Origin of the sequence: Streptomyces sp. NPDC053493, from assembly GCF_044544825.1 — a bacterium.
In the GTDB taxonomy this organism is placed as follows: Bacteria; Actinomycetota; Actinomycetes; order Streptomycetales; family Streptomycetaceae; genus Streptomyces.
Genome location: NZ_JBITXS010000008.1, coordinates 218,112 through 234,986, shown reverse-complemented (window position 1 = coordinate 234,986; position 16,875 = coordinate 218,112). Strand labels below are relative to the sequence as shown.

17 protein-coding genes, 1 other RNA gene and 1 pseudogene are annotated in these 16,875 nt (G+C 74.5%); 8 read left to right on the top strand and 11 right to left on the bottom strand.

Annotated features, from left to right (window positions below):
* Window positions 1-128: 128 nt before the first annotated feature.
* On the bottom strand, window positions 129-458 hold the full coding sequence (locus ACIGO8_RS23560; protein WP_399733938.1) for a nuclear transport factor 2 family protein: 330 nt from the start codon (window positions 456-458) through the stop codon (window positions 129-131).
* 34 nt (window positions 459-492) lie between these two features.
* Here ACIGO8_RS23560 and ACIGO8_RS23555 point away from each other — a divergent pair, with 34 nt between their 5' ends.
* Both ACIGO8_RS23555 and ACIGO8_RS23550 read left to right on the top strand, forming a co-directional pair.
* The gene (locus tag ACIGO8_RS23555; protein ID WP_399733937.1) at window positions 493-873 is read left to right on the top strand and encodes a MazG-like family protein; all 381 of its coding nucleotides are present in this window, start codon (window positions 493-495) and stop codon (window positions 871-873) included.
* Window positions 874-1,098: 225 nt separating this feature from the next.
* Window positions 1,099-1,425 (top strand): hypothetical protein, encoded by a 327-nt coding sequence (locus tag ACIGO8_RS23550; protein WP_399733935.1) that lies wholly within the window; start codon window positions 1,099-1,101, stop codon window positions 1,423-1,425.
* A gap of 69 nt (window positions 1,426-1,494) precedes the next feature.
* Here ACIGO8_RS23550 and rnpB read toward each other — a convergent pair.
* Both rnpB and ACIGO8_RS23540 read right to left on the bottom strand, forming a co-directional pair.
* An RNA gene (gene rnpB / locus ACIGO8_RS23545) (RNase P RNA component class A) lies at window positions 1,495-1,893 on the bottom strand.
* 44 nt (window positions 1,894-1,937) lie between these two features.
* Window positions 1,938-2,516 carry a Uma2 family endonuclease gene (locus tag ACIGO8_RS23540; protein ID WP_399734281.1) on the bottom strand — a complete coding sequence of 193 codons (579 nt, stop codon included), beginning with the start codon at window positions 2,514-2,516 and terminating at the stop codon, window positions 1,938-1,940.
* Between the two features lie 160 nt (window positions 2,517-2,676).
* Between ACIGO8_RS23540 and ACIGO8_RS23535 the strand changes: the two genes are divergently transcribed.
* Together ACIGO8_RS23535 and ACIGO8_RS23530 are read left to right on the top strand one after the other, a co-directional pair.
* On the top strand, window positions 2,677-3,564 hold the full coding sequence (locus tag ACIGO8_RS23535) for a MerR family transcriptional regulator (protein ID WP_399734278.1): 888 nt from the start codon (window positions 2,677-2,679) through the stop codon (window positions 3,562-3,564).
* Window positions 3,561-4,445 (top strand): hypothetical protein, encoded by an 885-nt coding sequence (locus ACIGO8_RS23530; RefSeq protein ID WP_399733932.1) that lies wholly within the window; start codon window positions 3,561-3,563, stop codon window positions 4,443-4,445. The genes ACIGO8_RS23535 and ACIGO8_RS23530 overlap by 4 nt, the downstream gene beginning before the upstream one ends.
* Here ACIGO8_RS23530 and ACIGO8_RS23525 read toward each other — a convergent pair.
* Window positions 4,390-5,832: an RNB domain-containing ribonuclease gene (locus ACIGO8_RS23525; protein WP_399733929.1), complete on the bottom strand. Its 1,443-nt coding sequence runs from the start codon at window positions 5,830-5,832 to the stop codon at window positions 4,390-4,392. The two genes, ACIGO8_RS23530 and ACIGO8_RS23525, sit on opposite strands and share 56 nt — an antisense overlap.
* A gap of 445 nt (window positions 5,833-6,277) precedes the next feature.
* Here ACIGO8_RS23525 and yaaA point away from each other — a divergent pair, with 445 nt between their 5' ends.
* Window positions 6,278-7,045 carry a peroxide stress protein YaaA gene (yaaA, locus tag ACIGO8_RS23520; RefSeq protein ID WP_399733927.1) on the top strand — a complete coding sequence of 256 codons (768 nt, stop codon included), beginning with the start codon at window positions 6,278-6,280 and terminating at the stop codon, window positions 7,043-7,045.
* A 72-nt stretch (window positions 7,046-7,117) separates the two neighbouring features.
* A complete protein-coding gene (gene eda, locus ACIGO8_RS23515; RefSeq protein WP_399733924.1) occupies window positions 7,118-7,759 on the top strand; it encodes a bifunctional 4-hydroxy-2-oxoglutarate aldolase/2-dehydro-3-deoxy-phosphogluconate aldolase in 642 nt (213 codons plus the stop codon).
* Between the two features lie 53 nt (window positions 7,760-7,812).
* Here the strand turns inward: eda and ACIGO8_RS23510 are convergent.
* The 5 genes and pseudogenes from ACIGO8_RS23510 to ACIGO8_RS23490 all read right to left on the bottom strand — a co-directional run.
* Window positions 7,813-8,238 (bottom strand): annotated as a pseudogene (locus tag ACIGO8_RS23510) (GNAT family N-acetyltransferase); the annotation flags it as partial.
* Window positions 8,239-8,686: 448 nt separating this feature from the next.
* The gene (locus ACIGO8_RS23505) at window positions 8,687-10,330 is read right to left on the bottom strand and encodes a bifunctional RNase H/acid phosphatase (protein ID WP_399733922.1); all 1,644 of its coding nucleotides are present in this window, start codon (window positions 10,328-10,330) and stop codon (window positions 8,687-8,689) included.
* 12 nt (window positions 10,331-10,342) lie between these two features.
* Window positions 10,343-11,086: a zinc ribbon domain-containing protein gene (locus ACIGO8_RS23500; protein WP_399734275.1), complete on the bottom strand. Its 744-nt coding sequence runs from the start codon at window positions 11,084-11,086 to the stop codon at window positions 10,343-10,345.
* Window positions 11,083-11,901: a Nif3-like dinuclear metal center hexameric protein gene (locus ACIGO8_RS23495; protein WP_399733919.1), complete on the bottom strand. Its 819-nt coding sequence runs from the start codon at window positions 11,899-11,901 to the stop codon at window positions 11,083-11,085. Before ACIGO8_RS23495 ends, ACIGO8_RS23500 begins: the two co-directional genes overlap by 4 nt.
* Window positions 11,902-12,040: 139 nt before the next feature.
* Window positions 12,041-13,081, bottom strand: coding sequence for an ABC transporter substrate-binding protein (locus ACIGO8_RS23490; RefSeq protein WP_399733916.1), 1,041 nt, complete (start codon window positions 13,079-13,081; stop codon window positions 12,041-12,043).
* Between the two features lie 226 nt (window positions 13,082-13,307).
* Between ACIGO8_RS23490 and ACIGO8_RS23485 the strand changes: the two genes are divergently transcribed.
* Window positions 13,308-14,450, top strand: coding sequence for a hypothetical protein (locus tag ACIGO8_RS23485; protein WP_399733913.1), 1,143 nt, complete (start codon window positions 13,308-13,310; stop codon window positions 14,448-14,450).
* Between the two features lie 49 nt (window positions 14,451-14,499).
* The gene (locus ACIGO8_RS23480) at window positions 14,500-14,622 is read left to right on the top strand and encodes a hypothetical protein (protein ID WP_399733910.1); all 123 of its coding nucleotides are present in this window, start codon (window positions 14,500-14,502) and stop codon (window positions 14,620-14,622) included.
* 218 nt (window positions 14,623-14,840) lie between these two features.
* Here the strand turns inward: ACIGO8_RS23480 and ACIGO8_RS23475 are convergent, their stop codons facing one another.
* Window positions 14,841-15,785, bottom strand: a complete 945-nt coding sequence (locus ACIGO8_RS23475) for a 3-oxoacyl-ACP reductase (RefSeq protein WP_399733907.1) — start codon at window positions 15,783-15,785, stop codon at window positions 14,841-14,843.
* A 13-nt stretch (window positions 15,786-15,798) separates the two neighbouring features.
* Window positions 15,799-16,875 (bottom strand): Zn-dependent alcohol dehydrogenase, encoded by a 1,077-nt coding sequence (locus tag ACIGO8_RS23470; RefSeq protein ID WP_399733905.1) that lies wholly within the window; start codon window positions 16,873-16,875, stop codon window positions 15,799-15,801.

Genomic DNA, 16,875 nt, shown 5'->3' with positions numbered 1-16,875 from the left:
TTCGGGGCCGCGGGCGGGCGGGCCGGCGGGGGCCCGGGCCGGCGGGGCGGGCCGCGAGGCCCGGCTCGGGCCCGCCCTCTGCCCCCTCCCCCTCTTCCCTCTCTCCCCTCTCTCCCCTCCCCCCTCTCCTAGTCGCCGGCCTGCCCGGTCTCGAAGCGGGAGACCTTGCCGCCGTCGACGGCGAACCGCCAGGCGGTGCGCATCGAGCCCCAGGTGTCGTTGGTGAAGGCGGCGACGAGCGCCAGCCCGCCGTCGGTCTCGGCCTCGACCTCCATCCGCCCGTTCGCGGAGAAGATCTCCCGGTCGGTCCACTCCTTCAGGTCCCGCTCGGACCCGTCGTCGGACATCGTGGCGTCGGGGGTGAGGGCCTCGAAGAAGGCCTGCCGGTCGTTGGCGTTGAGGGCGGTGACGAAGGCCCGCACCGCGGGTTGGCTGAGCCGGTCCACTGGAATGGTCATGCCCTACCCGTACCCGGTCGGGCAGTCTTCCCTCATGACCGACACCACGAGCGGCACCGCGAGCGAGCCCATCTGGACCACCGTCGGCCGCCTCCAGGCCTGGCTCACGGAGCATCAGCAACTGCCGCCGGACCAGGAGATCCTGCTCCGCGTCCTCAAACTCTCCGAGGAGGTCGGCGAGACCGCCCAGGCGGTGATCGGCGCGACCGGCCAGAACCCGCGCAAGGGCCGCAGCCACACCTGGCAGGACGTGGAGGCCGAACTCTGCGACGTCGTCATCACGGCGATGGTCGCCCTGCGCACGCTGACGCCGGACGCGGCGGAGGTCTTCGCCCGCCACCTCCGCAGGGTCGCGGAGCGGTCCCTGCCGGAGCCCGAGGCCGGGGCCGGTGCCGGGGTCGTGAGCGCGCCCTGACGAGGTGAGGCTCCTGGGACGGGTGGGGCGGGTGGGGCGCGCGGGAGGGCTTCTCGTCGCACAGGCCATCGATTCGGGACAGTTCACCGATGTTTCGAGCCAGACCCGATCGCGAACGCCGACGACACCCGCACGGGCTCGCCCAGGCTTGCGAGAGTGGCGCCGACCTTGTCTGCCGGGCCGGGCTCACGGCGTGGCAGACGCCAAAACGGAGGGAAGTGCTTCATGCGCAAGGTACGTCTCGCGGTGGGAAGCGCCGTGCTGGCCGCCGTCTGCGTCGCGGGGACCACCGGCAGCGCCACCGCCTCAGGCAATCCGGCCTACGACCGCTACCAGAAGGCGCTCGCCTGGTGCAAGGCCCACGGCCTGCCGGTCGCGCCCGCCGGCGACCTCGTCACCCAGGGCAGCGGCGGCGGCACGACTCCCTGCAGCGCGCAGGCCTACGCGGCCTACATGAGCGCGCTGCAGGTCCAGGCCCGGATGTTCCAGCAGCAGGCCACGCAGGCCCAGGTCATCCAGGCGGTCAACCGCGCAGCCTGGCCGGACAAGTAGGCCCCGGGACGACAGGAGGGCCCCTGGCCAGGCAAAACGCCTGACCAGGGGCCCTTCCACGACTGCCGACAGACGAGTCGGGCTGTACGCCGGGTTCTGTACCCCGGGACCTCGCGGTCGTCGGGGTGACGGCCATCCATCTAGGACCGGCGTTGCCGCCGGCCTCGTGCGGTCTACCCGCGGACTCGGGCGGGCAGCCCTCGATCATCCGCGCAGGGACACCGAGGTGTCCCCTTTTGACCTTGCTCCGGGTGGGGTTTACCGAGCCGCCTGAGTCACCTCAGGCGCTGGTGGTCTCTTACACCACCGTTTCACCCTTACCGAGGACCGAGATCCCCGGCGGTCTGTTTTCTGTGGCACTGTCCCGCGGGTCACCCCGGGTGGCCGTTAGCCACCACCTTGCCCTGTGGAGCCCGGACGTTCCTCGGGAGGATCCGAAGACCCTCACGCGGCCGCCCGCCCGGCTCGTCTGCCGTGCCGACCATGCTACCTGGCGTTCCGGCCGGGCCGGATCAGAGGAAGTCGGCCGTCTCGAGGTCGAAGCCGAAGGGCTCGGGCAGCGAGAGGGTCTTGCCGAAGGGCACGCGGTGCTGCTCGCGGTAGTCGCCGTTCTCCGGGTCGGTGAAGAGCGACACCGTGGAATCGTCGCGGTCGACCAGCAGGTAAAGAGGGATCGCGCCGCGGGCGTAGCAGCGGCGCTTGACGTCGCGGTCGGCGTTCGCGCGGGTGGAGGTGACGTCGAGGACCATCGCCACTCCCTCGCACGGCATCCACGGGTCGGCGCCGCGAAAGAGGCGGCGCTTCTCCGCTGCGAAGGTTCCGTCGGGGATGACATGGTCTCTCGGGGCACCGGAGACTTCCTTCAGGGTCAGCCCCTTGTTCCCGGAGAACTGCATCGCGACCCGGGACCGGCGCAGGACCTGGCCGACGATCAGTCCGATGTAGTCCTCGTGGTCCCCGTCCGGCGGCGGCGTCACGACGATCTCCCCTTCGATCAGCTCCGCCCGGAAACCTTCTGGCGTGTCCAGTGCCAGAAAGCCCTCCAGCAGGACGTCCTCCTGCGTGAGTGGCGCGTGCGGCATGGCAGTCATGTCGTGATCGTCGGACATCAAGGCACCCGCCGTCCCTGTGATCGGGGTCGTTCCCTCGATCGTGGCACATGATCCGGACGCGGCCACGGACCGCGCTTGACCTTGTCGCAGCGTCAACGTTTCTACTGAGGGCATGGCTATCGGCAACGGCGGCAAGGGCATGCGGATCGGCGAGCTCGCCGGGCTCGTCGGGGTGACGCCGCGGGCCGTGCGGCACTACCACCGGCTCGGGCTGCTGCCCGAGCCCGCGCGGCGGGCGAACGGGTACCGGGAGTACGGGATCCGGGACGCCGTGCTGCTCGCGCGGATCAGGCGGCTCACGGAGCTGGGGCTCGGCCTCGACGAGGTGGCGGCGGTGCTCGCGGACGAGGCGGGGAGGGAGCTGGTGGAGGTGCTCGAGGAGCTGGACGAGGACCTGGTGCGGCAGGAGCGGGTGATCCGGGAGCGGCGGGCGCGGCTCGCGGAGCTGCTCGCGCAGGCGCGGGAGGGGCGGCTCGCGGCCGACGGACCGGTGTCGCCGGAGCTGGCCGCGCTGCTCGCGGACCTGGGCGAGTTGGGCGCACCCGGCGGGCTGGGCGGGTCTGGCGGGCCCGGAGGGTCGGGCACGGCAGGCGGGTCGGGCACGGCAGGCGGGTCTGGTCCGGCAGGTGGGCCCGGCGGCCTCGGCGGGCCCGGCGGGTCTGGTCCGGCAGGCAGGCCCGGAGGGGGCGCGGCCGCGTCGCCGATGGCCGCGAAGGACCGGGAGCTGCTGACACTGCTCGACACCGTCGTGCCGCCCGAGGAGCGGGCGAGGCTGATGGAGATGATGCGCGCGGCCTCCGGGCACGCCTCCGAGATCTACGCCCGGCTCGACGACCTGGCCGAGGCCGCGCCCGACGATCCCCGGGTGGCGGAGGCGGCCGCGGCGCTCGCCGCCGTGCTGCCCGACGAGGCGGGAGGGGAGATGCCCGAGGGCGGGCTCGCCGACGTGTTCTTTGGCGATCTGGCGCCTGCCCAGGCCGCCGCCGTACGGCAGGCCGTCCGTCTCGTGGCGGAGCGTGCGCGGTGAGGCGGCTGTCGACCCGGCTGTCGACCTGGCTTGCGTGCGCGCTGGTCACCGCCGAGCTGGTCCTCGCCGTGTGTCTCGTGGCCGGTGTGCGGATCCCCCCGGCCGTCCTCGCCGGCGCGGAGGCGGCCGTGAGCCTGCTGCTGCTCGCCCACGGCGTCGCCTGTCTGAGGCTGCGGCGGCGCGGCCTGTCCCGCCGGGAGGCCGTGCGCGCGCTCGTACCGGAGCCCGCGCTGCGGCTCGTACGGCATGAGCTGCGGCTGCTGGCCGGGCTCGGGCGGTGGGTGGCGCGGCGGCCGCACGGTGTGGACGCGCCGGGCACCGAGGCGTTCGCGCACGCCCGGGACCAGGCGGCCCTGATGTACGGCTTCGCCTTCGTGTGCTGCGTGGAGACCGTCGGCATGTCGTACCTGCTCGCCGACTGGCCGGTGGCCCACGCCGTCGTCCTCGTCCTCGACGTCTACACCGTGCTGTTCGTCCTCGGTCTGCACGCCGCCTCCGTGACCCGGCCGCACGTGCTGACCGCCGACGCGCTGCGGGTGCGCCGGGCGGCCCACGTGGACGTGCGGATACCGCTGGACCGGATCGCCGCCGTGCGCCACGAGTCGCTCTTCACGCACGAGGAGAAGGCCGGCGAGCTGAACCTGGCCGTCGGCTCGCAGACCTCCCTCACCCTCGAACTCACCGAGCCGGTCGACGCGCCCCGGCTGCTCGGCGCGCCCCGGCCCGTACGGACCGTACGGCTGCACGCCGACGACTCCAAGGCGCTGCACCGGGCGCTGAGCACGGCGCTGAACCGGGCGCCCAACAGGCCTGCGGCCCAGGCCGTCACGCGGGAGCGAACTGCACCTTCGCCCGTCCCGGATCCGCCTGCGTCAGCCTGACCAGGAGCCGGTCCCCGAGCGGCAGCGCGGCCCCGTCGGCCAGGACGCGGCCGATCACCGCCGGGTCCTCCAGGTGGACGGTGCCGACGTCGGGTTCGTGGTCCTTGACGTCGATGACGACCGAGTCGAAGGTCTCGCCGATCCGGCCGCTCATCAGCGCCTCCTCCACGATGTCGACGCACTCGCGCTCGGCCTTGCCGGCGAGCCTGGTGCCCTTCGCCATGTCCTCGGGCAGTCCGTCAAGCGCGGCCAGGACCCACTCGGGCGGCGCGGTGCCGGCGACGGCCGCGAGGCACAGGGCGCCGGTGTAGCGGTCGACGAGGCGGCGCAGCGGCGCCGTGCAGTGGGTGTACTCGTCGGCGACGGCGGCGTGAACGGCGGGTGTGGGCACGTGGCCGCCGGTGAAGGGCGTGTAGTCGGAGCCCTTCAGGAGTGTGGTCGCGTCCTGGAGGAAGGCGGCGTGCCGGCTGTTGTGCGGGTCGAGCGTGCGGATGAGCGCCGCGTACGAGACGTGGTGGGGCCAGTCGATGCCGAGGGCCTTGGCGGAGCGCCGCAGCCGGGCGACGGCGCCGTCCGGGGCGGGCGGCAGGGTGCGCAGGATGCCGGTGCCGGCGGCGATCATCAGGTCGGCCGCGACCATGCCGGTGAGCAGCGAGAGCTGCGCGTTCCAGCCGTCGACGGGGAGCGGGGCCCGGTAGGCGAGGGAGTAGCTGCCGCCGCTCTCGACGACCTCCTGCTCGGGAACGTTGAGCGAGACGCCGCCGCGTTCGATCTCCAGTGCCTCGCGGAGCCGTCCCACGTACGGGAGGAGGGCGAGCGGCTCCTCGGCGGTGCCGGCGTCGATCTGGGCCTGGGCGCCGGCGTAGTCCAGCTTGGCGCGGCTGCGGACGAGGGCGCGGCGCAGGTCGGTGCCGACGGGGCGGCCGTCGGCGTCGAGGTCGAAGCGCCACAGCAGGGCGGGCACGGTGCTGCCGGGCAGCAGGCTCGCGACGCCCTCGGAGAGGACGGCCGGGTGCAGCGGCACCTTGCCGTCGGGGAGGTAGAGGGTCGTGGCACGCCGGTGGGCCTCGGTGTCGACCGCGCCGCCGGGCGTGACGAAGGCGGCGACGTCGGCGATGGCGTAGTGGACGCGGTATCCGCCGCCGGGCCGGCGGGCCAGGTGCATGGCCTGGTCGAGGTCCCGGGAGGCCGGCGGGTCGATGGTGAAGAAGGGGATGTCGGTGGCGTCGTCCGCGGGGAGGTCGGGTGTCGTGGCGGCTTCGTCGGCCTCGGCGAGGACGGCGGGCGGGAAGGCCTCGGGAATCGCCAGCTCGTCGCGGAGCGCACGCAGGGCGGCCCGCAGCGGATCGTCCGCTGCGGCGGTCACATGGATGTGGCGGCGGGGCATGGCCCGAGCGTAGGCCGCCGCACGGAGCCCGGCATGTCGGGATGCCGGGATGCCGGGATGCCGGGATGCCGGGATGCCAGGATGCCGGGATGCCGGGATGCCGGGATGCCGGGATGCCGGGATGCCGGGACGCGGGAAGGGCCGAAGGGCCGTCCCCGTCCGCGCGCCCCGGCCTTCGCGGGACGCGGGACGGCGGCGGACCTCGGCGGACGGCGGCGGCCCGTCGGGCGACTCGTCGGGCGGCCACCCGGGGCCGGCCGGGGTCCACGCCCCGCGCCCCCGGCCTTCGCGGGACCCGGGGCCAACCGGGGTCCGCGCCCCGGGCCCCACGCCCCGCGCCCCCGGCCTGCGCGGGACCCGGGCCGGCCGGGGCCTGTGCCCCGACCTCGTACGCTGGCTACCTGGGGCCGCACCCCCATCCCCGTACGTACGAAGGAGAACCGCCGTGCTCGTCCTGTTGCCGCCCTCCGAAGGAAAGGCCTCCTCGGGGGCCGGGGCGCCGCTCAAGGCGGAGGCGCTGTCGCTGGCCGGGCTCGCGCAGGCGCGGGCGGCGGTGCTCGACGAGCTGGTCGAGCTGTGCGTCGCCGACGAGGAGAAGGCGCGCGAGGTGCTCGGCCTGAGCGAGGGCCTGCGCGGCGAGGTCGCCAAGAACGCCGAGCTGCGCACGGCCGGCGCGCGGCCCGCCGGGGAGATCTACACCGGTGTCCTGTACGACGCGCTGGGCCTGGCCACGCTCGACGCGGCCGCCCGGGAGCGGGCCGGCCGCGCGCTGCTGGTCTTCTCGGGGTTGTGGGGCGCCGTGCGGGTGACCGACGAGATCCCTTCGTACCGCTGCTCGATGGGAGTGAAGCTGCCGCGGATCGGGGCCCTGGTCGCGCACTGGCGCGGGGCGATGGCCTCGGTGCTGCCGGAGGTCGCCGGCGACGGTCTCGTCCTGGACCTGCGCTCGTCGGCGTACGCGTCGGCGTGGAAGCCGAAGGGTGAGGTCGCGGAGCGGACGGCGACGGTACGGGTGCTGCACGCGCCGACGCGGAAGGTGGTCAGTCACTTCAACAAGGCGACGAAGGGCCGGATCGTGCGCAGCCTGCTGGAGGCGGGCGCCGAGCCGGCGGGCCGGGCGGAGCTGGTGGAGGCGCTGCGGGACCTGGGCCATGTCGTGGAGGAGGGCGGCAAGCCGGGCGTGCTCGACGTCCTGGTGGACGAGATCCACTGAGCCCGCCGCGGGCGCATTGCAGCATGCGCAACGCTCGTTGCACGGCCTGCCCGCCGTCGGCAGGATGAGGCCATGACGAGCGTGCTCGACCTTGCCTCCGCCGCCCCCGTCGTCCCCGTCGTCGTGATCGACGACGCCGCCGATGCCGTACCGCTGGCCCGCGCCCTCGTCGCCGGCGGCCTGCCCGCGATCGAGATCACGCTCCGTACGCCGGCCGCCCTCGACGCGATCCGGGCCGTCGCGGACGCCGTTCCCGAGGCGGTCGTCGGCGCGGGCACGGTCCTGTCGGCGGCGGACGTCGCGGACGCGGTCGGCGCCGGGGTCCGGTTCCTGGTCAGCCCCGGCTGGACGGACGGGCTGCTCGACGCGATGCGCGGCTCGGGCGTGCCGTTCCTGCCGGGCGTCTCGACGACCTCGGAGGTCGTGGCACTGCTCGAACGCGGCGTGACGGACATGAAGTTCTTCCCGGCCGAGGCGGCGGGCGGCGTCCCGTATCTGAGGTCCCTCGCCGGACCGCTCCCCCGCGCCCGCTTCTGCCCGACCGGCGGCGTCCGTCCCGCCTCGGCGCCGTCCTACCTGGCGCTGCCCAACGTCTCCTGCGTGGGCGGTACGTGGATGCTGCCGCCGGCCGCGCTCGCGGCCCGCGACTGGGCGCGGGTGGAGTCGCTGGCCCGCGAGGCGGCGGCGCTGGCCGGCCGGCCGGCGGCCCGCTGACCACCGCGCCGGCCGTCAAAGGTCACGGCGGTGTGGTCGACGACCGGCCGGTAACCGAGGCGCTGGTACAGCGCGTTGCTCGTCGGGTTCGCCAGGTCGGTGAAGAGCAGCACCTGTCCGGCGCCCGCCGCGAGGGCGGCCTCGCCGACCGCGGCCGTCACCGCGCCGCCGTAGCCACGGCTGCGGTGGGCGGGCGGGGTGTAGACGAACGAGACGCGGACCTGACCGGCGATCAGCCGGGAGGCGGAGGCCGTCGCGACGGGGCGGCCGGCCGCGTCCTGCCAGAAGTGGAGCCGGCCTTCGGCGAGCCGCGCCCGCACGCCCGGCGCGTAGTCGGCGTCCGGGTCCTCGCCGATGTCGCGGGCGTAGGCGCGCGTCCACGCGACGGCGAGCGCGAGGTCCGCGGCCGTACCGGCGGGACGTGCCCGGCCCGGCGGCGCGGGCGGCGGCGTCGGTTCGCCGAGCCGGAACAGCCGCATCCGGCGCTCGGTGGTCCAGGTGCGGCCGGTGGCTTCGGCGAACACCGCGGCGAACGCCTCGGTGGGCCCCGACTCCCCGCGTACGGAGGTCAGCCCCCGCCCGCCGGCGTCGGCCAGCGCGGCGCCCAGCGCCCGCGCGGGCCCGTCGGTCATCGCGCCGAGCACCAGCAGGCCCCGCGGCGCCAGGAGGAAGGCCCCGCCTCCCGGCCCGTCCCACCAGCCGCGCAGCCCGCCGCCGGTGGCAGCGCCGGTGGCACCGGCGCCGTCGAGCAGGGTGAGCAGGCCGGTGTTCCGGGCCGGTTCGGCGCTCAGCGCGGGCAGCGCGGCGCGCCGGAAGACGTCCGGGTCCTCGGTGACATGCCAGGTCATGCCCGTGATGCTGTACGGCCCCGGGGGCGCGGGTCCAGCCGTTTTCCGGCGCGCCGGCCGCGCCCCGCGGTGCCGGCGGCTACCGCAGGTGGGAGGTGTCGTTGAGGAGCCGGACGGAGGCGTTGCCGTCCGCGTAGTAGGCGACCGCCGAGACGGACGCCGCCGACAGCTCCATCCGGAACAGGGATTCCGGCGGGGCGCCGAGGGCGAGACGGACCAGGGTCTTGATCGGCGTCACATGGGTGACGAGCAGGACCGTGCGGCCCGCGTAGGCGGCGGTCAGGCGGTCGCGGGTGGCGGCGACGCGGCGGGAGACGGTCGCGAAGCTCTCGCCGCCGCCGGTCGGTGCGGCCTTCGGGGAGGCCAGCCAGGCGTCCAGGTCGTCCTTGTACCGCTCGCGGACCTCGGCGAACGTCAGGCCCTCCCAGGCGCCGAAGTCCGTCTCGCGCAGCCCGTTCTCGATCCGCACGTCCAGTCCGAGGCGGGAGGCGACGGCCTCGGCGGTCTGGCGGCAGCGGGTGAGCGGCGAGCTGACGATCTCCTGGATGGTGCCGCGCGCGGCGAGCGCCGCGGCGACGGCCTCGGCCTGCCGGCGCCCGGCCTCCGACAGCTCGGGATCCGCACCGCCGCTGCCCGAGAACCGCTTCTCGGGCGTCAGAGCCGTCTCCCCGTGCCGCAACAACACAAACGTCGCCGGCGCCCCCATATCGGGCCCCGCCCACCCCTGCGGGGCGGCCGTCCGGCCCGGCGCGCCGGCGGTGCCGCCGACCGACGCGGGGGCGGCGGGCCCGGCGCCAGGGGCGCCGAGCGCCGCAGCGGTGCCCGGCCCGGCCGTCTCAGCCCCGGCCGGCTTACCGGCAGGGGCGAGGCCCGTCGGCCCACCGGCACGGGGCGTGCTCGGCGCGGTGGTCTCCGTCGCGGGCTGGGGCGACGAGCCCGCCTCCGTGGCGGCCGGGCGGTGGGCGGTCCCGGCATCCGGACCCGTCGCCGTCGGCGCGACGCGGGCGTCCGGACCGGTCCGGGCCAGGCGGCCCGCCTCGGCCTCGAAGTCGCCCAAGGCCGCTTCGCGGTCGGCCGTCGCCGCCGCGGAGAGCGAGGCGCGGGCCTGGGCGGCGAGCGCCTCGTCGGGGGCGAAGAGGCCGTCGTCGGCCGGCGTGGGCGAGCCGCCCGTCGGGCTCGCGCCCGCCAGGGCCGCCCGGGCCCTGGCCGCGCCCGCGGTGGCGTCGCCGGCCGGGCCGGCCGGCGGCAGGACGGCGACGGCACGGGCCGCGGCGGCGTCGGACGCGGCCGGCGACCACTGCTCGCCGCGCCGCCCCGCGTCCATCGCCTCGTTGGCGAGCCGGTCCGCGTGCTTGTTGCGCTCGCGCGGCATCCACTCGTAACGGACCCGGCCCGGCGGGAAGACGCGCGCCGCTTCCGCGGCGAGCGGCTTCATGTCGGGGTGCTTGATCTTCCAGCGGCCGGACATCTGCTCGACGACCAGCTTGGAGTCCATCCGCACGAGCACCGCGGCGTCCGGGAAGAGCTCGTACGCGGCCCGCAGGCCGGCCACCAGGCCCTTGTACTCGGCGACGTTGTTCGTCGCCACGCCGATGTACTCGGCCCGCTCCGCCAGGGTCTCGCCCGTCGCCGGGTCGAGGACGACCGCGCCGTATCCGGCGGGTCCCGGGTTGCCCCGGGAGCCGCCGTCGGCCTCGACGATCAGCTCCCTCGACGTCGTCATGACCCGCGTGCCCTACAGGCCGGACTCGGACGTGCGGACCAGGATCCGGCGGCAGTTCTCGCAGCGCACCACCGCGTCGGCCGCGGCCGCCCGCACCTCGTTGAGCTCGGTGATGTTGAGCTCGATGTGGCAGCCCTCGCACTTGCGCTGGTAGAGCCGGGCCGCGCCGACGCCGCCCTGCTGCTCGCGCAGCTTCTCGTACAGCTTCATCAGGTCGGCCGGGACCGAGCCCGCCACCAGCTCGCGCTCCTTGGCGACCGAGGCGCTCTCGGAGTCCAGCTCGGCCTGGGCGGAGTCCCGGCGGCCGGTCGCGTCGTCGACCTTGGCCTGGACGGCGGAGACCCGCTCGGTCAGCTCGGCGACCCGCTCCTGGGCGGACTCGCGGCGCTCCATGATCTCCAGGACGACCTCCTCGAGGTCACCCTGGCGCTTGGCGAGCGAGGTGATCTCGCGCTGGAGGTTCTCCAGGTCCTTCGGGGAGGAGACGGCACCGGAGTCGAGGCGCTGCTGGTCGCGGGCGGCGCGCTGGCGCACCTGGTCCACGTCCTGCTCCGCCTTGGTCTGCTCGCGGGCGCAGTCGCTCTCCTCGGTCTGCGCGGCGACGAGCAGGTCGCGCAGCTGGGTGAGGTCCTTGTTCAGCGACTCGATCTCGGCGTGCTCGGGCAGCGAACGGCGCTTGTGCGCGAGCTGCTGGAGGCGCACGTCCAGGCCCTGGACGTCGAGGAGTCGGATCTGGTCGGCGGGCGCGGCGTTCAGTTGGGGGCTCCAGAAGAGGTGTGGTGGGAGGACCAGGGGTCGGTGACCGTCTTCGAGACGTGGACGCGAAGGTCCCAGCCATGGCGGTCGGAGATCGTGTCGAGCTGGGCGGCGGCCTGCTCGCACCAGGGCCATTCGGTGGCCCAGTGGGCGGCGTCGACGAGCCCGAGCGGAGAGTGCTGGGTGGCCTCGGAGACGGGGTGGTGGCGCAGGTCGGCGGTGAGGAAGGCGTCCACACCGGCTGCCCGCACGGCGTCGAAGAGGCTGTCGCCGGAGCCGCCGCTGACGGCGACCCGGCGGACCGTCATGCCGGGGTCGCCGGCGACCCGGATGCCCTGCGCCGTGGCGGGCAGCCGCTTCGCGGCGCGGGCGGCGAACTCGGCGAGGGTCTCGGGATGGTCCAGCTCGCAGATCCGGCCGAGGCCGTTCTCGGGCACGAGCGGTCCGGTGACCCGCAGGTCGAGGGCGCCGGCGAGGGCGTCGGAGACGCCGGGCTCGGCGGTGTCGGCGTTGGTGTGCGCCACGTGCAGGGCGATGTCGTGCTTGATCAGCGTGTGGACGACGCGGCCCTTGAAGTGGGAGGCGGCGACGGTGGTGGTGCCGCGCAGATAGAGCGGGTGGTGGGTGACGACCAGGTCGGCGCCGAGGCGGATCGCCTCGTCGGCGATCTCCTGGACGGGGTCGACGGCGAAGAGGACGCGGCGGATCTCGGCGTCGGGATCGCCGCAGACCGTACCGACGGCGTCCCACTGCTCGGCCCGCTCCGGCGGCCAGAGGGCGTCGAGCTCGGCGATGACTTCAGACAGACGGGGCACGGAGGAAAGGCTACCCGTCCCGCGCGCCCCGCCGTCCTGACCTGTGGACAACCCGGTCCCCGCACCCTCGCCGCCTGTGGACAAGCCCGGCGGCACGGGAGCGCGCGGGAGCGGCAGACCCGAGGAAAAGCCCCCGGTCCTACTTCTTCACCAGGTCGGCGCGCAGGTCGTCCAGGACGCTGTTCGCCGCCGTGACGCCGAGGCCGAGGTACCAGGTCTCGTCCGGCACGTCCTTGGCCTGGCCGGACTTGACGGCCTTGAGGTTCTTCCAGAGCGGGTTGGCCAGGGCGGTGTCGCGCTTGGTGGCCTTCGGGTCGCCGTAGACGCCGGTGAAGATCCAGTCGCCGTCGGCCTGGTCGATCTTCTCCGGGCTGACCTCGACGGCGAGGTCGTCGACCTGCTGGTTCTTCGGCCGGGGCAGGCCGACGTCCTCGAGGATGGTGCCGATGAAGGAGGCCTTGGCGTAGAGGCGGATCTTGCCCGGCAGGTAGCGGACCATGGAGACGGTCGGCTTGTCGGGGCCGATGTCCGTGCCGAGCTGCTTCGCCTTGGTCTCGTAGGCGGCGAGCTTCGCCTTCGCCTCGGCGGTCTTGTCGAGGGCGGCGGCGTTGAGGAGGTAGTTCTCCTTCCAGGTGAAGCCCGGGCGGATGGAGAACACGGTGGGCGCGATCTTCGACAGCTCGTCGTACTTGTCGGCGGCGCGCAGCCGGCTGCCGAGGATGAGGTCGGGCTGGAGGTTGGCGATCGCCTCCAGGTTGAGGTTGTTGATGGTGCCCACGGACTTCGGCTCGCCGGCGTCCTTCTTCAGATAGCCGGGGATGCCGTCGTCGCCCTCGGAGGGCGCGAAGCCGACCGGCTTGACGCCGAGCGAGACGACGTTGTCGAGCTCGCCGACGTCGAGGACGACGACGCGCTTGGGCGCGGCCGGGATCTCGGTCCTGCCGAGGGCGTGGGTGAGGGTGCGCGGGAACTGACCCGGCGCCGCGTCCGTGCCGAGGGCGGCCGTCCTGGCCGCCGCGTCGCCGAAGTCCTTGCCGCCGACGGCGACGTCCTTCTTCTTGCCGCCGTCCTCCTTCCCGGCGCTGCCCGAGGAGCCGTCACCGCCTCCGCAGGCCGCGAGCGTGAGCGCGGCGGCGAGGCTGAGGACGGCGGCGGCGGTGCCGCGGCGGCGGAAGGCCATGAGGGATCTCCTGTACGCGTACGGGGACGGCTCTCGACCCGCACAGCGGAGCACCAGATTCCACTTAGGGTCGCCTTACCTTACCTACCCTGCGCCCCACCAGCACAACCCGCCCCCTCCGCTCAGCGGAACCGGAACAGCGCCACCCTTTGGGGTGAAGTGAGGTGGCTCGCGTTGTTCGGCTGGAAGTGCGAAAACTAGCTTCGTGGCCGGAGGTGACGAGTCGATGACAGCCTGTGCCATCGAGACGGCGGCGGGAGACGGCGGCCCGATGGGCCCCGCGCCCGCCGGACACGGGGCGTTCACGATCACCGCGAACGGCGCCTACGCGGCGCGGCTCGCCGGTTCGGGCGACGCGCTGTACGTGGAGCGGTGGACCCTGGACGGCCCGGAGCCGTACGCCGTCCCGCTCCCCCTCGCCCAGCCCGAGGAGCCCGGCACCATGCTGCTGCCGCTGGCGGACGGGCGGGTCCTGGCCTGCCGCGCGGTGGACGGACGCCGCCACACGTTCTCGCTGCTCTATCCGACCGGCCCGGAGACCGGCGAGATGGTCCTCGGCTCCGTCGAGGCCCCCGCCCCGGGCGCCCTGGTGCTGCTGCCGCCGTCGCCGGACGGCATCTGCGCGTACGCGATGTGCGCCGGCCCGGACTCGACCACGCTGTGGCTGGTGGCGGGCGGCGCCTTCGGCCCCGAGCCGGTCGCCGAGATCAGGGGCCACTGCACGGGCGGCGTCTGGCTGGACCGTACGGGACGGATGCTGGCCCTCGACCGGCGGCTGGACGACGGGCCGGTGAAGGCCGTCGCCGTCGACCTGGAGCGCGGCGGCGAGGTGACCCCGCTGCTCCAGATCACCGAGGACAGCGACGACCGGCTGCTCCTCGCGGACCCCGACAGCGGGCTGCTGCTCCTCCGCTCCGACGCGCCCTCACCGGGCCACGACCGGCTCGGCTGGGGCGTCCTCGGGAGCCTGCTGCCGGTGCGCTTCCCGGAGTGCCTGCGGCTCGACGACGCGGCGGTGACGCCGTTCGCGGTGCAGCCGGGGCAGGTGCTCATGCCGGAGAGCTGCGGCGTCGCGCTGCGCATCGACGCGGCGGCGGGCAGCTGGGTCGGCATGTGGCGGCCCTCCTCGCGCCGGATGCACCACCTGGCCGCGCCCGCCGGCTGGCTGGCCGGATCCGGCCTGTGGACGGCCGACGGCGTGCTGCGGCTGCCGTACGCGACGGCCGGGGCGCCGTGCGGGCTCGCCGCCCTGGAGGAACCCGCCGACCAGCCCGTACCGGAACCGGAACCGGTCCCGGAGGCACCCAAGGTGTGCCGTCCCGTGCCCTTGCAGCAGGCTCCGCTGACGGACCGTAAACCCGCTGGCTAAAATCTCCGAGCCGCACAGCAAGAGCGACGACAACGGGGTGAGTTCCACCATGAGCAACACCGACGCGCAGGAGCCGAACGGCTCGGGCAAGCACCGCGGGCCGGCCGCGCCGGCGGAGGACTCCTCGTCCTCCCCGCACGGCCGCCACCGGCGCGAGCCCGAGGCGCAGTGACCTCGGCGACGGCGCGCTGACGCACCACCGCACCACCGCACCACAGCCGAACGGCCCCCGGACGAGAAACGTCCGGGGGCCGTCCGCCTTCCCCCACCACACCCCCATGTGGCCGGTCCTCCGGTCCTCCGGTCCTCCAGTCCTCCGGTCCGTCCGCGCCGTCCGCGCCGTCCGCGCCGTCCCGGCTCAGCCCTTCAGCCCGTCAGTCGTTCAGTCCTTCAGCCCTTCTTGAGACCGAGCACCTCGGCCGCCGCGAAGGTCTCGCCGGCCGGGCGGGCCGCGTAGTACGGCGTGAGCAGCCCGTCCAGCTCCTCGTACGTGAAGACGTCCTTCGCCGTGTCGAACTTGGCCGCCACCTTGGGCCGGTCCACGACCGCCACCATGCCGCCGTGGACGACGAGGAGCTGTCCGTTGACGGCGGCGGCCGCCGGTGAGGCGAGGTAGCCGACGAGCGGTGCCACGTGCTCCGGCGACAGCGGGTCGAGCTCGTCCTCGGCCGTCGGCTCGGCGAAACCGGCGAAGACGTCCTCCGTCATCCGGGTGCGGGCCCGCGGGCAGATGGCGTTGGCGGTGACGCCGTACTTGGCGAGGGCCAGCGCGGTGGACGTGGTCAGACCGACGATCCCGCCCTTCGCCGCCGCGTAGTTGGGCTGTCCCGCCGAGCCGGCGAGGAAGGCCTCGGAGGAGGTGTTGACGATCCTGCCGTAGACGCCGCTCTCGCCCGCCTTGGCCCGGCCCCGCCAGTGCACGGCGGCGAAGTGGGTGGTGTTGAAGTGGCCCTTGAGGTGGACCCGGATCACCGCGTCCCACTCGTCCTCGCTCATCGAGAAGACCATCCGGTCGCGCAGGATGCCCGCGTTGTTGACCAGGACGTCCAGCTTCCCGAACTCGGCCACGGCCAGGTCGACCAGGCCGCGGGCGGTCTCGAAGTCGGCGACGTCGCCGAGGTGGGCGACGGCCCGGCCGCCCGCCGCGCGGATCTCGGCGGCGACCTCCTCGGCCGGCGCCGCGGAGGCCTCGCCGGAGCCGTCGCGCCCGGGCTGGCCGTAGTCGTTGACGACCACGGCGGCGCCGAGCCGGGCCAGTTCCAGCGCCTCGGCCCGGCCGAGGCCGCGGCCGGCGCCGGTGACGATCGCGCTCAGACCCTCAAGAGGGAGTGACATGGGTCGGGTCCTCTCAGATCTCGATGCAGGTGCGCAGGGCGACTCCGGTGCGCATCTGCTCGATCGCCTCGTTGATGCCCGCGAGCGGCACCCGGTGGGTGATCAGCGACTCCAGGTCGATGCGGCCGGCCCGCCAGAGGGCGATGGCCCGTTCGTACGAGCGCAGCACGTCCCCGCCTCCGTACATGGACGGCAGGATCCGCTTCTCGTCGAAGAACAGCTCGAACATGTTGAGCTGGAGGTGGTCGTCGAGGGCGCCCGCGCCGACGACGCACAGCGTGCCGCCGCGCCGGGTCGTCTCGTACGCCGTGCGCGCGGTGGCGGACTTGCCGACGACCTCGAAGACGTAGTCGAAGCCCTCACCGCCGGTGATCCGCTGCTTGGCGTCGCCGAGCGCGTCGGGCGCGACGGCCTCCGTGGCGCCGAAGCGGAGCGCGGCCTCGCGCCGGGACCCGACCGGGTCGACGGCGACGATCTGGGCTGCGCCCTGGAGCTTGGCGCCCTGGATGGCGGAGATGCCGACACCGCCGCAGCCGATGACCGCGACCGACGAACCCGCCTCCACCTTGGCCGTGTTGATCGCCGCGCCGAGCCCGGTGGTCACGCCGCAGCCGATGAGCGCGGCGACGTCGAAGGGCACGTCGTCGGGGATGGGCACGGCGCAGCCGGCGTCGACGACGACCTCCTCGGCGAAGGTGCCGGTGCCGGCGAAGCCGAAGACGTCACCGCCGGGGCGCTTGAAGTTGGGCGTGCCGGCGTTCAGGAAGCCGGCCAGACACAGCTGGGTCTGGCCGCGCCTGCAGGCCGGACAGCTGCCGCAGGCGGGCAGCCAGCACAGCAGCACCCGCTGGCCCTCGGTGAGCCCGGTGACGCCGTCGCCGATGTCGGTGATCTCGCCGGCGCCCTCGTGTCCGGGGACGAACGGCGCGGGCTGCGGGAGCACGCCGCTCATGGCGGAGACGTCGGAGTGGCACAGTCCGGTGGCCCGGACCCGGATCCGCACCTTGCCGGGGCCGAAGCCCACCGCCTCGACGTCGTCGAGGACTTCGAGTTTGTCCTGGCCGATCTCGTGCAGTACGGCTGCGCGCAT